This is a genomic window from Sphingobacterium sp. UBA7625 (assembly GCF_002484085.1).
Taxonomy (GTDB): domain Bacteria; phylum Bacteroidota; class Bacteroidia; order Sphingobacteriales; family Sphingobacteriaceae; genus Sphingobacterium; species Sphingobacterium athyrii.
Genome location: NZ_DLJD01000023.1, coordinates 26524 through 42168 on the forward strand (window position 1 = coordinate 26524; position 15645 = coordinate 42168).

Sequence of the window (15645 nt, forward strand, 5' to 3'; positions counted from 1 at the left end):
TTTAAAATGCAACTTTTTTAGGATCAGAACCAGAGAAACCCATCGTCGGCAATTCGCGAATTGTCTGTATATCTTCTTCCGTGAGATCGAAGTTGTCAACCGTTAAATTTCGCTTGATATTTAATGGATTGGTGGACTTTGGTAGCGGTAGTATGCCTTGAGATAAAGCAAATTTAATACAAATCTGTCCGACGCTGGTGTCTTTTTGTTCCGCTAGAGCAATTAGAGTCTCGTCTTGTAGGATTCTCCCCGAACCTAGGGGCGACCAGGCCTGGACTAAAATGCCATTGGATTTGCAAAGGTCAACGGTCTCTTGTTGGAGGTAACCCGGATGAAATTCAATTTGGTTGACGGCCGGGACGATTGTTACGGTCTCCAATAATTTGGCGAGGTAATCTTTTGGAAAATTGCTGACTCCGATTGCCTTCACCTTTCCTTGTTGATATAAATATTCAAGCGCTTTCCATGTTTCAGCGTTGATAGTTGCCCAGTTTTCGAATTGTGATTCATTGGCCGGCCAGTGAATCAAATAAAGATCAATATAGGCCAAACCCAAGTCTGCCAGGGATTTTTCGAATGCAGCAATTGTTTTATCATAGCCACGTTCGGTATTCCAGAGCTTGGTCGTTATAAATAATGTATCACGCGCTATTCCGCTGTCTTTGATAGCTCGGCCTACACTTTTTTCGTTACCATATATGGCTGCGGTGTCAATATGTGTATACCCGACTTTCAATGCTTCCGTAACGGCCTGGTATGCCTCTTCACCTTCCGGAATTTGCCAAGTTCCAAATCCAATTGCTGGAATATCAATTCCATTGTTCAATTTGAATGATTTCATGCTTAATCGTATTTTTTGTTTGACTAAATTAGGGTTTCGATTGTATTATCCCGTCACTGAAATGTAAAGAGGGCTGTCTTTTCGAGGGCGGAACCCAAACTTATTCTGGATTGCCAAAATATATTTATTTTCACAATTTTATTGTCAAAAAGGTCGGATTAACGCATGGTTTATGGCATTAATTCTTATCTTTAGGCGAAATTTTGAAAAATTTAGATTTTTCATTGATTTCACATAGCATTAAAAATTAAACATATTTCTAATAGATTACTATGTCAAACAAATCAAAAATTGTTTGGACAAAAACAGATGAAGCACCTTTGTTGGCGACTTACTCGTTTTTGCCTATTGTACAAGCGATTACAGCTACAGCTGGTATCGATGTTGAATTGAGAGATATCTCTTTAGCAGGTCGTGTTCTTGCAAGCTTTCCCGAATTTTTAAAAGAAGATCAGAAAATTGCCGATGCTTTGGCAGAGTTGGGGCAAATGGCTACAACTCCAGAAGCGAACATCATTAAGTTACCGAATATTTCAGCATCTATTCCACAATTAAAAGGCGCTATTGCTGAGTTGCAAAAAGCGGGTTACGCTATCCCTAACTATCCGGATGAAGCAACCACGGAGGAAGAAAAAACAATCAAAGCTAAATATGCAAAAGTACTGGGCTCTGCTGTAAACCCTGTATTGCGCGAAGGTAACTCGGATCGTCGTGCACCGAAAGCGGTCAAGAATTACGCGAAAGCAAATCCACATAAAATGGGGGCTTGGGCAAAAGATTCTAAAACAAAAGTTGCATCGATGACATCCGGTGATTTCTATGGTTCAGAACAATCTGTAACAGTGGAAAATGCGGGGCAGTTCAAAATTGAATTTGTAGATGCACAAGGGGGCGTTACTGAATTAAAAGGGCTTTCGCCATTAAAAGCGGGCGAAGTAATTGACTCATCGACATTAAGCTTAAATGCATTAAAAGGTTTTGTGGCTGACGCTATCGCTGAGGCGAAAGCGGCTGGCGTGTTATTGTCTGCGCATTTGAAAGCAACGATGATGAAAGTTTCTGACCCTATTATCTTTGGTGCTGTTGTTGAAACTTATTTCGCAGACCTATTTGCTACCTATGGTGAGTTATTCAAAGAATTGGGTATCAACAAAAATAACGGTTTAGGAGAAGTTTACGCTAAAATTGCAGGTCATGCAAAAGAGGCGGAAGTGAAAGCTGCCATCGATGCTGCTATCGCGCAAGGTCCTGCTTTGGCGATGGTCAACTCAGATAAAGGTATTACAAACTTCCACGTTCCTTCCGACGTTATTATTGACGCATCTATGCCGGCGATGATCCGTATTGGCGGTAAAATGTGGAATAAAGATGGTCAAGAAGAAGATACGATCGCCATGGTTCCTGATCGTTCATACGCAGGTGTTTATGAAGCAACAATAGAAGACTGTAAAGCGAATGGCGCTTTGGATCCCAAAACAATGGGTTCTGTTCCAAACGTTGGTTTGATGGCTCAAAAAGCGGAAGAGTATGGTTCTCACGATAAAACTTTCCAAGCTGCAGGTAACGGTGTTATCCGTGTGGTGGACGCCGATGGTCATGTGTACATGGAACAGAGCGTTGAAGAAGGGGACATTTTCCGTATGTGTCAAACAAAAGACGCACCGATTCAAGACTGGGTGAAATTAGCTGTAAATCGTGCGCGTTTGTCAGATACTCCGGCAATATTCTGGTTAGACAAAGACCGTGCGCACGACAGAGAGATCATTAAGAAGGTAGAGAAATATTTGCCTGATTTTGATACGACAGGTTTAGATATTCGAATTCTATCTCCGATTGAAGCAACTAAGTTCTCTTTGGAACGTATCCGTAAAGGGGAAGATACTATTTCTGTAACAGGTAACGTACTACGTGATTATCTGACAGATTTGTTCCCTATCTTAGAAGTTGGAACCTCGGCCAAGATGTTGTCTATTGTGCCATTGATGAACGGTGGTGGTTTGTTCGAAACTGGTGCTGGTGGTTCTGCTCCGAAACACGTGGAGCAATTCCTGCAAGAAGGTTACTTGCGTTGGGATTCATTGGGTGAATTTTTGGCTTTAGGAGCGTCATTGGAACATTTGTCGCAGACACAGAATAATCCCAAAGCATTGGTTTTGGCTGAAACGTTGGATGAAGCAACAGAGAAATTCCTTGCAAATGACAAATCTCCGGCACGTCGGGTAGGTCAGATTGATAACCGCGGGTCTCATTTTTATTTGGCATTGTACTGGGCTCAGGCCTTGGCTGCTCAAACGAAAGATGCTGAACTGGCGAACCGTTTTGCCGCAGTAGCAAAAGAATTGACAGATAATGAGGCGAAGATTAATGATGAATTGATCGGCGCACAAGGTCAGGCACAGAACATCGGTGGTTATTACTTCCCGAATGACGAATTAGCGACAAAAGCAATGCGTCCTTCTGTGACATTAAACAATGCCATAGCGCGTATTTAATTATTACCTGATGTTGCAATAAAATAAGAAGAGCCCCGGTCAATGATCGGGGCTCTAATTTTTGGGTCTAGTCGTTGTATGCTCTTACTTTATCGAAAGGAATAATCTATTTTAGGGGATATTTTACACCTTTAAAAGTCATCTTGACAGGTTGAATATGCCCCTTTTTGTCAAATTTCATTTCGTCGATGCAAGTGACACGTTCATTCGCACCTTCCTTGCCCAATGGTCTGCGATGATAAACGATGAAGTATTTATCTTTATTAGGAACTTTAATGACTGAATGGTGCCCAGCGCCGACGGCAACTTCTGGATCACGTTCGAGGATAGTTCCAATACGCTCAAATGGCCCAAACGGAGAGTCGGCAATCGCATAAGCGACTTTATAGTCGGGACCAGTCCAGCCGCCCTCTGACCACATAAAATAGTATTTGCCATCTTTGATAAACATAAAAGGGCCCTCGACATAGTCCTTTGGTGTAATTTCCTTGTAATAAGTTCCGTCATCAAAAGGGAGCAAGCCCGTAAAATCCGGTTTGAGTTTGACCATATTGCAATGTTTCCAGCCACCATAATACATATAGAACGTACCGTCTTTATCTTTAAAAACAAATTGATCTATGGGTTGCGCGCCGTTGATAATATCATTTATCAATGGTTTTCCTAGGAGATCTGTATAAGGGCCTTCAGGTTTGTCCGCTACAGCCACGCCAATTCCGCCGATTTCCCCTTCATGTACGTCGTTAGCACTAAAGAACAAATAATATTTACCGTTATTTTCAAGTACGGCGGGCGCCCACATCGCTTTCTCGGCCCATTTTACTTGTGTATTTTGGAGTACCCGCGGATGTTTTTCCCAATGTGCTAAATCCGAAGAAGAAAATGCATCAAAAAATAGCTGTTCTTCATAGGGGGCTGAATAGGTCGGGAAAATCCAATATTTGTCATCATAAATAATTCCCTCAGGATCGGCATAATTACCATTTAAAACTGGATTCTTTTGCGCAATAAGTGTCGTCGCCAGAAACAAAGATGTTGTCGTAAAAAATGTCTTGATCATCGTTATGGTTTAAAAGCTTAAGATAATACATTCTATAGGAGCATATGGCTGATAAAATATCATTTTTATGCTGATTTTTCTCAATATTTTTAAAATGTTAAAATTATGTTAAAATAAGGCTGAGCTTTCGAATCTTTCCGCTTTATTTCACATATTTGTTTATGTCATTTCCAAATGGCATAAATACTTTTCATAAAATAGGTTAATAATATGGCTAAAATACCCGAAGTCCCCCAGGCTTCGGGTATTTTCTTATTCACGCTCCAACCCGAAGATCATAACTAATTTTCCATCAATATAAAAGTTTAATGTCTGCTCGGCGATGTCAAATTGAAGCTGCTTTTGCTCCACCACTGCAAAGAAATCATTTTCAATATTGGCTCCGTTGCAGGATTTCATCGTACTGGCGAGATGCGGGAAGCTGATCAAATTGCCTTTAATACTAAAATTACCCCAAAAATTATTACATCCGGTCGATCCGGCGATGGTGCCATTTTTTGCATCGAAACCAATGTTGGCTTTGTTGTTTGAAACATCTTTGCCATTTAATTGCAGTAAATTCCACCGGAATCTGGCGAGAAATGAAGCCACACTGGGTAGCCCGGTGACCTTTTCTTTGGAAATAATATCAAGTAATTCATATTGCATACTGTCGGTGTCTCTTGCTTTCGTTTGCTTTACTTTGATACGGTAACGATATTGCTCCTGGTAATCAAAACCGAGGATCGGATTAGAAATATATTCCCATTTATTTTTCTTTATGGATTTCACCTGGAGGCAGTTTAATTTTCCCGAAGTTGGATTATTTACATAATTCTCGGCAACATCCCAAATGGCAATTTCCGCGTTTTTGGTTTTGGATTTGCTGATGATTTTCGCCAGTGAATAGATTGATTTGTGCGCGGTCTGCGTTTTTTTTACCCGAATCGTGTATTCAAAGTTGGCATTGTAGTTAAACTGTTGTATTTCTGCATAGAATTTTTCCCAGTCTTTGCTATTGTAATACTTTACGAGATAGGGTGGTGTACTTTCTAGCCCAGATTTAACTTTTATCCGAAACGTGCTGATTTGTGCATATAAACCGTACGGGAATAGAAATAAGAGCATAAAAAATAAGCTGGATTTCAGGGATTTCTTCATAATGGGCATTAAATATCAATAAAAACGTATCTTTAAACATGAATATTGCACGAACAAAAGTACTGTTAGTCATCGTACTTTTTCTGTCCGGCTTGCGGATATATGCCCAAAATAACAAGGATTATTTTAAAACACAAGTCCCGCTAGGTGAATTGACGGATCCGGGGCTAAAAGAAGTGTCGGGTATTGTAGCCGCCCATGAGGAAGGAACCTTTTGGGTTCATAACGATAGTGGCGATGGTTCAAACATCTATTTGATCGATCGTCAAGCAAAGTTGATCAAAAGCTTTTCACTGGAAGGAATAGATGTAATTGATTGTGAAGATATTGACCGTGTTAAAATTGCAGATAAAAATTACCTCGTTTTAGCAGATATTGGAAATAATCTCGGGAAGCGGACTTGGGCGTGCCTTTATGTGTTTCCTGAACCTTCAGTTAGCGATTCGTCACTGATATCAAAGAAAAATATCAAAACCATATTTGTTAAATTTCCGGGGCAGAAACGGTTGGATGCGGAATCTATCATGGTTGATCCAACAGATAATACCTTGTATGTGGTTTCGAAGCGCGAATTTCAATCGACTGTATATAGCGCGCCAGTTTTCCGAAATAGAAAACAACAGTATTTCACGTTAAGTAAAGTGGCTGAACTCCCCTTTACTTTCGCTACAGCTGCGGCGATAGACCCTACAGGAAAAGAGCTGCTTATCAAGAACATTACAACTATTTTTTATTGGAAAAGGAAGCCGGGTGAATCATGGGGCGAAACGCTTCAATCGAAACCGATTGAAGTGCCTTATTCGGTAGAACCTCAGGGGGAGGCCATCGCATTCGATAAGGATGGGACGGGTTTTTATACCATCAGTGAGCGTCCATTCGGTTTAAAATCCTATCTTTATTATTTCGGAAAAAATCCTAAATCAAATGATAAATAACAAACTTTTTTTAGTGAAACAGATGGGTGCTACAGCACGGAATAAATGGAATAGAAAGAACAGCCCAGTTCATTATTTCATGAATTTAAAACAATTATTAGTTTTATCAATTGCCTTATGTTGTTTTTGTATAGCCAGTAAAGCTGCAAAAGTCGATACTTTAGCGATCCGAAGTCAGCGCATGGACAAAGTTATTAAAACTGTCGTTATTCTTCCCAAGGGATATTCGGAACGTACCAAATATCCGGTGCTCTATTTACTTCATGGATATTCGGGCAATTATAGCAATTGGGTGAAGAACTCCAATGTCGCTGCTCTGGCTGACCAATATGGATATATGGTTGTTTGTCCGGATGGGGGATTTGGAAGTTGGTATTGGGATATCACAAATGATCGAAATTATCAATACGAGACATTTGTTTCCAAAGAACTGATTGATTATATAGATGGACATTACGCCACAGTTCAAGACCGAAGAGGAAGGGCGATTACAGGACTTAGCATGGGGGGACATGGAGCCTTGTCACTTGCAATTAAGCATCAGGAGCTTTATGGTGCTGCAGGCAGTACCGCCGGCGGAGTGGATTTCAGACCCTTTCCCCTAAACTGGGAAATTAAGGACCGTATCGGGAATTACGCCGATTCGACCCAGGCCTGGGATGATCGCGTGGTGATCAATATGATTCCCAAATTAGTGAACAATCAACTTCGTCTGATTATTGATTGTGGAAAGGAAGATTTTTTCTATCCTGTCAATGTTGCACTTCACGATAAACTCATGTACCACAACATTAATCATACCTTTGTTACAAGTGAGGGGGGGCATAACTGGACGTATTGGTCACGCTCCATTATCTATCAAATGGCCTTTTTTAATGATTTTTTCAGTCAGCCAGAAAAAAAATAAAAAGAAAAATAGATAAATATTTGGCTTAAATGAATAAAATACTATTTTTGTTTCTAGAAGATCTTGACTAACAAATTATAAACTTATTATTAAGCCTTACAAATTGTAAGGCTTTTTTATTATTTTCAACAAATTTTTGAATTCAGTCTGCTATGCTTAAACCTATAAAGGTTGTTTTTTATTTTTCTTCTATTTTGTTTTGCGCACAGCAATCCTATGGTCAACAATCTAAATCTATATCAGGATTTATCAGAGATAGTATCAGTGGTGAAAATATCATCGGTGCTTTGGTCCGTAATGAAGCCGAAAAAAGATCTACGGCTTCCAATAAATATGGATTCTTTAGTTTATCCTTACGTGGACAGGATACTTTTCTGGAAGTTTCTTCCATGGGATACCGAACAAAAGTTTTGCCCGTTCAGGTGGGAAAGGACTCCACTTATATTGTGCAACTGGTGCCGGAAGAAAGCCAATTGGCTGAGGTTGTTGTCACCGGAAATCGGAGAAAATCAATCAAAGACCTTACGCCGGGTCTGACACAGTTTAGCCCCAAGGAGATTGAAAAAGTACCTGTATTATTTGGCGAAAAGGATATTTTAAAGACGATTCAATTGTTTCCGGGGGTGACAAGCGGCGGAGAAGGAAGTAGTAACTTTTATGTTCGTGGCGGGGGGGGAGACCAAAATCTGATCTTGTTGGATGAGGCTCCGGTTTACAACAGTTCGCACCTTTTTGGTTTCTTTTCGACATTTAATTCGGATGCCATCAAAGATGTCAATTTTTATAAGGGCGGTGTGCCGGCGCAGTATGGCGGCAAAATCTCCTCAGTCATGGAAATAACAACACTGGATGGGAATAATCAGCATTTTAATGTGGAAGGAGGATTAGGGCTGATCGCGTCGCGACTTAAGGTCGAGGGGCCTATACAGAAAGGAAAAAGCTCTTTTATGATCTCTGGCAGACGCACCTACGCTGATTTATTCCTGAAACTTTCAAGCGATGAAAATATTAAAAAGAGTGCTTTATTTTTCTATGATCTCAATGCCAAGCTAAATTATCGGGTCGACGATAAAAATACCCTTTACTTATCGGGATATTTTGGTAAAGATGCAATGGCCTATCATGATTTATTTGATTTCAATTGGGGAAATGCGACGGGAACCATGCGTTGGAATCACGTCTGGAGCAATCGCCTATTTAGTAATACTACATTGATATTCAGTAAATTTAATTATCAAGTGAAGATTGAAGACGACAATAATTTTAAGATTCGTTCCGATATATTCAACTATAATTTTAAACAGGATTTTCAGTACAGTCTTTCGGACCGTCACAATTTAAAGTTTGGTCTGCAGGCAGCGTTACAGGAAATCCGTCCGGCAAGTATTGAAGCCGGTGAAGATTCTAAGGTAAATTCATTGCGTATTCAGCATCGCAAGGGGCTGGACATTGCTGCTTATATCTCTGATGACTGGTCGATAAATGATAAGCTTAAATTGAATTACGGTGTTAGAGCAACAGCCTACGCAACTTTAGGACCCGGCACCTTCTATACATTTGACAATGCCGGAGAAGCGGTCGATTCCACTTATGTTGGCCGTGGGGAGATGGGAAAAAAATATATCTATCTAGAACCCCGTATTTCCCTTAACTACGCCTTGAATGAATCGACAACATTCAAAGCTTCGTATAATACGAATGTTCAGTATTTGCATCAGTTGAGCAATACAACAAGTAGTCTCCCGACAGATCAATATGTATTGAGCAATAATACCATCAAACCGCAGTTGTCTAACCAGTATTCGCTGGGCTATTTCAGGAATTTCGTGTCCAATCGATATGAATTTTCTGTAGAGGGTTATTACAGAGACCTTAAAAATCAGATCGACTATAGGAATGGGGCCGATCTCCAGGCCAATGAACTTTTGGATGGGGAGCTCTTATTTGGAAAAGGCAGGGCGTATGGTGTCGAGTGGTTTATAAAGAAACGACTGGGGCGGTTGAATGGCTGGATCAGCTATACGCTATCCAAAAGTGAAAGACAGTTTGAACAGATCAATGATGGGCAATGGTTTAACGCGCGTCAGGATAAAACCCATAACATCGCTGTCGTGGCACAGTATCAATTGAATCCCAAATGGAATCTAAGTGCAAACTTTGTCTATTATACCGGTGATGCCGTAACAATGCCTGCCGGAAAATATTTTGTTGATGATAGGACGATCTTCTACTATGATAAGCGAAATGGCCAACGTATGCCTGCATATCATCGTTTAGACCTTGCTGCGACCTATGATATCAAACGTACAAAAAATACGTATTCCAGTTTATCTTTCGGGATTTATAATGCCTATAATCGCAAAAATGCTTATTTGATTGACTTTAGGGAGAAAGAAGGACAATCCAATATAACCGAAATTTATAGGATTGCATTATTTGGCACAATACCTTCAGTCACCTGGAACTTTAAATTTTAGCACAACATGAGAAAGATATTGGCATTAATAGCCTTAACCTGGATAACCTTGGTCAGTTGTGAAGATAAAATTGACCTTAACCTGCCCGAAAATACGGGGCAGATTGTAATTACGGCAGACCTGATGGTGTCAGACCAACAACATGAGATCAGCATACAAAAAGTAGTCGGTCTAAAGGAATCTATGTTGGCCCCCATAACAGACGCGGAAGTCTTCGTAAGAAGCCTGCAAAATAATCGGATTTATACCTTTTCGCCCAGTGCAAATGGCGTGTATACCAATAAGACATTGCGATTACAGGAAAAGGCCAGCTATCAACTGTATGTAAAGACTGCCGATGGAAAAGAAATTGAAGGAACTTCGACAGTGCCGAGCTATGTTGATGTTGATTCGATCGGCCTATCGGAGCGCATCATATTTACAGATACCATTTATTATCCAACTTTAGTCTTTAATGATCCGCCGGAGAAGGGAAACTACTACAAGTACAAGATGTCCGTAAACGGAGGAGAATTACGTTTTATTGATGTATTTGATGATAAGTATAATAATGGACTGCAAGTACAGCACGATATTATTGATCGGGATAGAGATCTTAAACTCGGAGATCGCGTCCGTATTTTGCGTCAATGCATTGATGTCGGTGCATACAATTATTGGAATAGCTTTCAGATGATCAATCCCGGAGCGGCCTCACCTTCGAATCCAATTTCAAATCTGTCTAATAACGTCTTGGGATACTTCAGCGTCAGTGTCGGAAAATATTATGAATCTGAAGTGGTGTTGTCAAGAACCAGACCATAATCTTCATTCGAATCTTTCTATTTGGTATTGATTTGCCAGGAGAAATTCGATCGTTTTAGGTAGCGCATATTCAACACGGGGAATGGCTTTGATATTGTCATGAAAGATAATAACAGAGCCATTCTGTATATTGGGAATGACGTTCTGAAGGCATTTTTCGGGACTTAAACTTTGATCAAAATCTCCGGACATGACATCCCACATCACCACGCGATAATTGTTGTATAACTTTTTGAGCTGTGATTTTTTTGCTTTGGCATAAGGAGGCCGAAAGAGGTCCGTTTGTGTTAGTTCCTGACATTGAGCTACATTATTAATATAGGAATCATCATCTATATCCCAGCCTTTGAGATGATTGTAGGTATGGTTGCCAACTTGATGTCCTTCTTGTAAAATTCTTTGGAACAAATGTGGATTTTTTTTAATATTTTCACCAACACAAAAAAATGTTGCCTTGACCTGATATTTTTTTAGGATATCGAGTATAAAAGGTGTAATTTCAGGAATTGGACCATCATCAAACGTGAGATAGACTTTTTTTTCCGACCTCGGCATATGCCAGATCGATCTGGGATAAAGCCAACGCAGGAAAAAAGGGGATTTGACAAAATACATAACCGATAAATGAAGTTCAAATCTATAAAAATTGTATGGTTCTACATATGAACATGAAAAGATTTTATTATTCTGCAGTAATTTTTACTGGTTTTTTTCTGGGAACGAACAACCTGATCCAAGCCCAGCAGGTCGTTGGGGTAGCCGAGGCCATACGCATGACATTGGAACGTAATGTCCAAATAAAGCAAGCCGAGTTGAGCAAAGATCTCGCTGCGCAGGACTTGTTTCAAGCCAAAAGTAATTTATTACCAGACTTAGGTGCTTCTGTTGATCAAAATTTCCGTTACGGCTTTGCCTTCGATTTGACTTCGGCGCAAATTGTCAACAATGCTTGGACCAGAACAACCAATGGGTCCATAGGATCCCAAGTGAACATATTTCAAGGTTTTCAACAGGTCAATCAAATAAAGGTTAATAAATTGCAGTTGGAGTCTGCTGCTACACAGGTGGATAAGATTAAAAATGACCTTGTTTTAAATGTCTTAGTGAATTATTTGGAAGCCATTACAAACCATGAGTTGATGGTGGCTAGTGAGGATCAGATTGCCTTATCGAAACAACAATTTTTGTTAGATTCTATTCAATTTTCTGTTGGAAATAAGACTATCGCTGATCTCGCAAAGTCAAAGAATCAGGTTGCTTCAAACGAATTGAATAAAGTCAATTTAAAGAATTCATATGAAATGTCACTGTTAACTTTGAAACAATTGATGGAAATGCCTTCTGAAACTGTTATTTCTCTCGAACGTCCAAGTTTAGAAGCTGTCTTAGTGAATGCAGAAGATAAAAATGCCATGGATGTATATCAAAAAGCATTAACGCGACAACCAGATATCCATAAATCTGCTTTGGATAAGGATGCAGCATTAAAACAAATTGATATCGCCAAAGGGGGGTATTATCCAGCACTCAATTTGAGTGTGAGCTATGGTACAAATTATTCTTCGGCAACAACTAGGCAAACAGATCCATTAGATATCAAAACGAGATACCGTGTACCTTTTAGCACACAAATATCGGAAAACAAATCATTTTTTACCGGTTTATCACTTACTGTTCCAATTTTTTCCAAAAACCAGAATAAGGTCAATGTTGCAAAAGCTAAGATTGGCTTAAAACAGGCTGAAGCAGCAGAGCAATTGGCAAAAAATAATTTAAATAAAGCTGTTAACCAAGCAGTATTGGACGTCAATGCTGCCAAGCAAAAATACACTTCGGCAACGGCTGCATTCGAAAGCGCCGAAACAGCTTACAAAGCAACTAAAGAACGATACGATATTGGTATGGCAAATTCATTGGAACTGTTTACCGCGCAGACTGAACGTAACAAAGCTGAATTTGACTTAATTCAGGCAAAATATAACGTAATATTCAGATCTAAGATTATTGATTATTACTTAGGAAATCCAATTCAATTCGACAACAATTAACCTATTTGATTAACAAAGGCAATGGCAAAGAAAAAACGTAGTGTAGTAAAGATTCTATTAATAGTAGTAGCGCTTCTGGCAATTTTTGTTTTTGTCGGCTTTAAGGCCGGCTGGTTTGGAAAAGGGGATATAACCAAAGTCGCTGTAGATGTGGTAAATGATATGGATGTGGATGAATTGGTATCTGCCAGCGGGAAAATACAACCTGAAATAGAAGTTAAGCTGAGTTCTGAGGTTTCGGGTGAGGTTGTAGAACTGAATATCAAAGAAGGTGACTTTGTAAAAAAAGGACAGGTACTCTGTCGGATCAAACCGGATATCTTGCAATCTGGATACGATCGCTCTGTAGCAGCAATGAATTCGCAGCGTGCGAATCTGGCTGCGGCACAACAACAACTCAAACAACAGGAGGAAAATTTCAAAAATGTAGCGGCAACGTACAAGAGAAACCAGGAACTTTTTGAAAAAAGAGTTATTTCAGCAGCTGAAATGGATAAGAGTTCTTCGGAATACTTTTCGACTCTTGCAGCTATCCAGGCACAAAGGGAGACTGTCCGATCGACCAGATATGGTATCGATCAATCTCAAGCCTCTGTCAAGGAAGCGCAGGACAACCTCAACCGAACAACGATTTATGCGCCAACGGATGGTATTATTTCTTTATTGTCCATAGAGCAAGGTGAACGTGTCGTTGGAACGGCGCAGATGGCAGGTACTGAAATTATGCGTATCGCCAATATGTCTTCGATGGAGGTAAATGTGGATGTCAACGAGAACGATATCAATAACGTGAGAGTGGGAAATCAAGCCGAAATCGAAGTGGATGCTTTTCAAGATAGAAAGTTCAAAGGTATTGTTACGGAAATCGCAAGTTCATCAAAAAATATAGCAACGACAACTGCAGCAACATCTTCTACAGATCAAGTCACAAATTTTAACGTAAAGGTTCGCATTAGCGCAGAATCTTATCAAGATTTGGTTAAAGAGAACGTAGCTTCTCCTTTCAAGCCGGGATTATCTGCTACTGTACAGATTTTCACAAAACATGCGAAAGGTTTGGTCGTGCCCATACAGTCTGTTACTGTAAGATCCGATGATAAAGATTCGACCAATACAAATAAGAAAATACAAGAATATGTATTTATCTTAAACGGTGAAGCTGTCAAACAAGTGCCAGTTAAAACGGGGATCCAAGATGATAAGAACATTATTATCCTTACGGGGCTGAAAAAGGGAGATCAGGTTGTTTCTCGGCCATTTGACGCTATTTCCAAAACTTTAAAAGATGGAAGTAAAGTGGAAAAAGTAGATAAATCGGCACTATAAAATTATAACGGTATTAATATTTAACAAAGGGAGGTGTTTTTTAAACATCTCCCTTTTTATTTTCCTTCTAATTTATTAAATTTATAAAACCAAACCATTAACGGCTTATGAAAAGGCTATGGACTTATTTGAGATTTAATAAAACAGAGCAAAATGGTTTTTTTGTTGTATTGGTGTTAATCATTTTGTTTAGTATTGTGTATTCTTTGGTTCGTCGGAATGATAAAAAGGATCCAATAGCACATCAGGTGCGGGTTTTTGAACAGTCCTTTCATGACTCAACCGGTCTTGTTGATTATCAAAATAAGAAATATTCTGGTGCCGATGTTGATTTGGAAAAGAAAGTAGCTGTAGTAGAACCGGGTGCCGAAAGTAAAGAAAGGAGTACGAAGCTATTCTATTTTGACCCCAATAATTTACCTCCGGATGATTGGCAGAAACTCGGACTGTCTGCCAAGCAAATTGCAGTGATCAAGAATTACGAAAGAAAAGGCGGTCGTTTTAAAGAGAAAAGCGATGTCAAAAAGATGTACTCGATCAATGAACAACTGTATAGCAAACTTGAACCATATATTCGTATAAAAAAGGAAGCCGTAACAGAAAATGGAACAGATAAAACGACCTTATTGTATGATAAATTTGAAACCAATAAAGCTGAACAAATAGATATCAATACCTGTGATACAAATGCATTGATGAGTTTGAAGGGGATCGGGGCTATCCTTTCTAAGCGTATATTAAAATATAAGGAAGTACTTGGAGGTTTTTGTCGTATAGAGCAATTGAAAGAAGTGTATGGTGTCACTTCCGAAACATATGACCTGATTAAGGATAACGTTATGGTGTCTAATTTAGAAGGAATCAAAAAAATCAATATTAACCAGATTGATGCGAATTCATTGGGCAAACATCCGTATCTTAGCCCGAAGGATGCGAAATTAATAGTCAATTACCGTGATCAACATGGTAATTACACTAATATAGAGGATCTTACCAAGATAGGTACGCTTTCAGATCTTGCTATTGCTAAAATCGCGCCGTATTTAATATTTGAGAATGATTCAAGATAAATTGAAATTGGAAATCCGGGATATAGTGGATTTTCCTAAACCGGGTATTGTATTTAAAGATATTACCCCCTTGTTGAAAGATGCTGCGCTATGCAATGAAATGATCGACGCGATTATTGACCAACTTCAAGGAATAGAAATTGATGCCATTGCGGGTATTGAAAGCCGCGGATTTCTTTTTGGATTTTTACTGGCCAACCGATTGGGCTTACCTTTTATTCCGATCCGTAAACAAGGCAAATTACCCTTTAAAACGATTTCTGAATCTTATGCACTGGAATATGGTCAGGCAACCATTGAGATTCATGAGGATGCCTTTGAGCGGGGGAGTCGTATTTTGATCCATGATGATCTTTTGGCAACAGGAGGAACTGTTGTGGCGGCTAGTAAGCTTATTGAAAAATTGGGCGGAGTGATCGCTGCCTATAGCTTCATTATCTCATTGGACTTTCTCAAAGCAAAAGGCCGGTTATCTCGCTTTAGTGATACAATCTGTTCACTAGTGAGCTATTAATACAGAATATAACTGTTGATTTAGACGATAT

The 15645-nt window shown here is 39.4% G+C and carries 13 protein-coding genes; 9 read left to right on the forward strand and 4 right to left on the reverse strand.

Going from position 1 to position 15645, the window contains the following annotated elements; all coding sequences use genetic code 11:
- Position 1: 1 nt before the first annotated feature.
- Positions 2-841: an aldo/keto reductase gene (locus tag B4G94_RS08455; protein ID WP_286858254.1), complete on the reverse strand. Its 840-nt coding sequence runs from the start codon at positions 839-841 to the stop codon at positions 2-4.
- A 272-nt stretch (positions 842-1113) separates the two neighbouring features.
- Here B4G94_RS08455 and B4G94_RS08460 point away from each other — a divergent pair, with 272 nt between their 5' ends.
- Positions 1114-3333 (forward strand): NADP-dependent isocitrate dehydrogenase, encoded by a 2220-nt coding sequence (locus B4G94_RS08460; RefSeq protein WP_165307211.1) that lies wholly within the window; start codon positions 1114-1116, stop codon positions 3331-3333.
- 106 nt (positions 3334-3439) lie between these two features.
- On the opposite strand, the gene B4G94_RS08465 is transcribed toward B4G94_RS08460, so the two are convergent.
- Positions 3440-4393, reverse strand: a complete 954-nt coding sequence (locus B4G94_RS08465; RefSeq protein WP_286858257.1) for a glycoside hydrolase family 43 protein — start codon at positions 4391-4393, stop codon at positions 3440-3442.
- Positions 4394-4645: 252 nt separating this feature from the next.
- Positions 4646-5533, reverse strand: a complete 888-nt coding sequence (locus tag B4G94_RS08470; RefSeq protein ID WP_286858259.1) for a DUF4377 domain-containing protein — start codon at positions 5531-5533, stop codon at positions 4646-4648.
- A 38-nt stretch (positions 5534-5571) separates the two neighbouring features.
- Here B4G94_RS08470 and B4G94_RS08475 point away from each other — a divergent pair, with 38 nt between their 5' ends.
- From B4G94_RS08475 to B4G94_RS08490, 4 genes are all read left to right on the forward strand, one after another.
- Positions 5572-6468, forward strand: coding sequence for a hypothetical protein (locus B4G94_RS08475; protein WP_286858260.1), 897 nt, complete (start codon positions 5572-5574; stop codon positions 6466-6468).
- Complete coding sequence (locus B4G94_RS08480) at positions 6458-7375, forward strand: alpha/beta hydrolase (protein WP_286858261.1); 918 nt, start codon at positions 6458-6460, stop codon at positions 7373-7375. The genes B4G94_RS08475 and B4G94_RS08480 overlap by 11 nt, the downstream gene beginning before the upstream one ends.
- 152 nt (positions 7376-7527) lie before the next feature.
- A complete protein-coding gene (locus B4G94_RS08485) occupies positions 7528-9852 on the forward strand; it encodes a TonB-dependent receptor (protein ID WP_165307202.1) in 2325 nt (774 codons plus the stop codon).
- Between the two features lie 6 nt (positions 9853-9858).
- Entirely contained in the window at positions 9859-10656 is a 798-nt protein-coding gene (locus tag B4G94_RS08490) for a DUF4249 domain-containing protein (RefSeq protein WP_286858263.1), read from the forward strand.
- A 3-nt stretch (positions 10657-10659) separates the two neighbouring features.
- On the opposite strand, the gene B4G94_RS08495 is transcribed toward B4G94_RS08490, so the two are convergent.
- The gene (locus B4G94_RS08495) at positions 10660-11271 is read right to left on the reverse strand and encodes a polysaccharide deacetylase family protein (RefSeq protein ID WP_286858264.1); all 612 of its coding nucleotides are present in this window, start codon (positions 11269-11271) and stop codon (positions 10660-10662) included.
- A 53-nt stretch (positions 11272-11324) separates the two neighbouring features.
- Between B4G94_RS08495 and B4G94_RS08500 the strand changes: the two genes are divergently transcribed.
- The 4 genes from B4G94_RS08500 to B4G94_RS08515 all read left to right on the forward strand — a co-directional run bounded on the left by B4G94_RS08500 (position 11325) and on the right by B4G94_RS08515 (position 15614).
- Positions 11325-12704, forward strand: a complete 1380-nt coding sequence (locus B4G94_RS08500) for a TolC family protein (RefSeq protein WP_286858265.1) — start codon at positions 11325-11327, stop codon at positions 12702-12704.
- Positions 12705-12725: 21 nt separating this feature from the next.
- Positions 12726-14030 carry an efflux RND transporter periplasmic adaptor subunit gene (locus B4G94_RS08505; RefSeq protein WP_286858266.1) on the forward strand — a complete coding sequence of 435 codons (1305 nt, stop codon included), beginning with the start codon at positions 12726-12728 and terminating at the stop codon, positions 14028-14030.
- A gap of 107 nt (positions 14031-14137) precedes the next feature.
- On the forward strand, positions 14138-15100 hold the full coding sequence (locus B4G94_RS08510) for a helix-hairpin-helix domain-containing protein (RefSeq protein ID WP_286858268.1): 963 nt from the start codon (positions 14138-14140) through the stop codon (positions 15098-15100).
- On the forward strand, positions 15087-15614 hold the full coding sequence (locus B4G94_RS08515) for an adenine phosphoribosyltransferase (RefSeq protein ID WP_108633802.1): 528 nt from the start codon (positions 15087-15089) through the stop codon (positions 15612-15614). Before B4G94_RS08510 ends, B4G94_RS08515 begins: the two co-directional genes overlap by 14 nt.
- Positions 15615-15645 lie beyond the last annotated feature (31 nt).

Bases quoted from the DNA above. Each gene is read 5' to 3' on its own strand.
- B4G94_RS08515 (WP_108633802.1), top strand. From the start codon at position 15,087: ATGATTCAAGATAAATTGAAATTGGAAATCCGGGATATAGTGGATTTT.
- B4G94_RS08490 (WP_286858263.1), top strand. From the start codon at position 9,859: ATGAGAAAGATATTGGCATTAATAGCCTTAACCTGGATAACCTTGGTC.
- B4G94_RS08475 (WP_286858260.1), top strand. From the start codon at position 5,572: ATGAATATTGCACGAACAAAAGTACTGTTAGTCATCGTACTTTTTCTG.
- B4G94_RS08505 (WP_286858266.1), top strand. From the start codon at position 12,726: ATGGCAAAGAAAAAACGTAGTGTAGTAAAGATTCTATTAATAGTAGTA.
- B4G94_RS08455 (WP_286858254.1), bottom strand. From the start codon at position 841: ATGAAATCATTCAAATTGAACAATGGAATTGATATTCCAGCAATTGGA.
- B4G94_RS08485 (WP_165307202.1), top strand. From the start codon at position 7,528: ATGCTTAAACCTATAAAGGTTGTTTTTTATTTTTCTTCTATTTTGTTT.
- B4G94_RS08495 (WP_286858264.1), bottom strand. From the start codon at position 11,271: ATGTATTTTGTCAAATCCCCTTTTTTCCTGCGTTGGCTTTATCCCAGA.
- B4G94_RS08480 (WP_286858261.1), top strand. From the start codon at position 6,458: ATGATAAATAACAAACTTTTTTTAGTGAAACAGATGGGTGCTACAGCA.
- B4G94_RS08500 (WP_286858265.1), top strand. From the start codon at position 11,325: ATGAAAAGATTTTATTATTCTGCAGTAATTTTTACTGGTTTTTTTCTG.
- B4G94_RS08510 (WP_286858268.1), top strand. From the start codon at position 14,138: ATGAAAAGGCTATGGACTTATTTGAGATTTAATAAAACAGAGCAAAAT.
- B4G94_RS08460 (WP_165307211.1), top strand. From the start codon at position 1,114: ATGTCAAACAAATCAAAAATTGTTTGGACAAAAACAGATGAAGCACCT.
- B4G94_RS08470 (WP_286858259.1), bottom strand. From the start codon at position 5,533: ATGAAGAAATCCCTGAAATCCAGCTTATTTTTTATGCTCTTATTTCTA.
- B4G94_RS08465 (WP_286858257.1), bottom strand. From the start codon at position 4,393: ATGATCAAGACATTTTTTACGACAACATCTTTGTTTCTGGCGACGACA.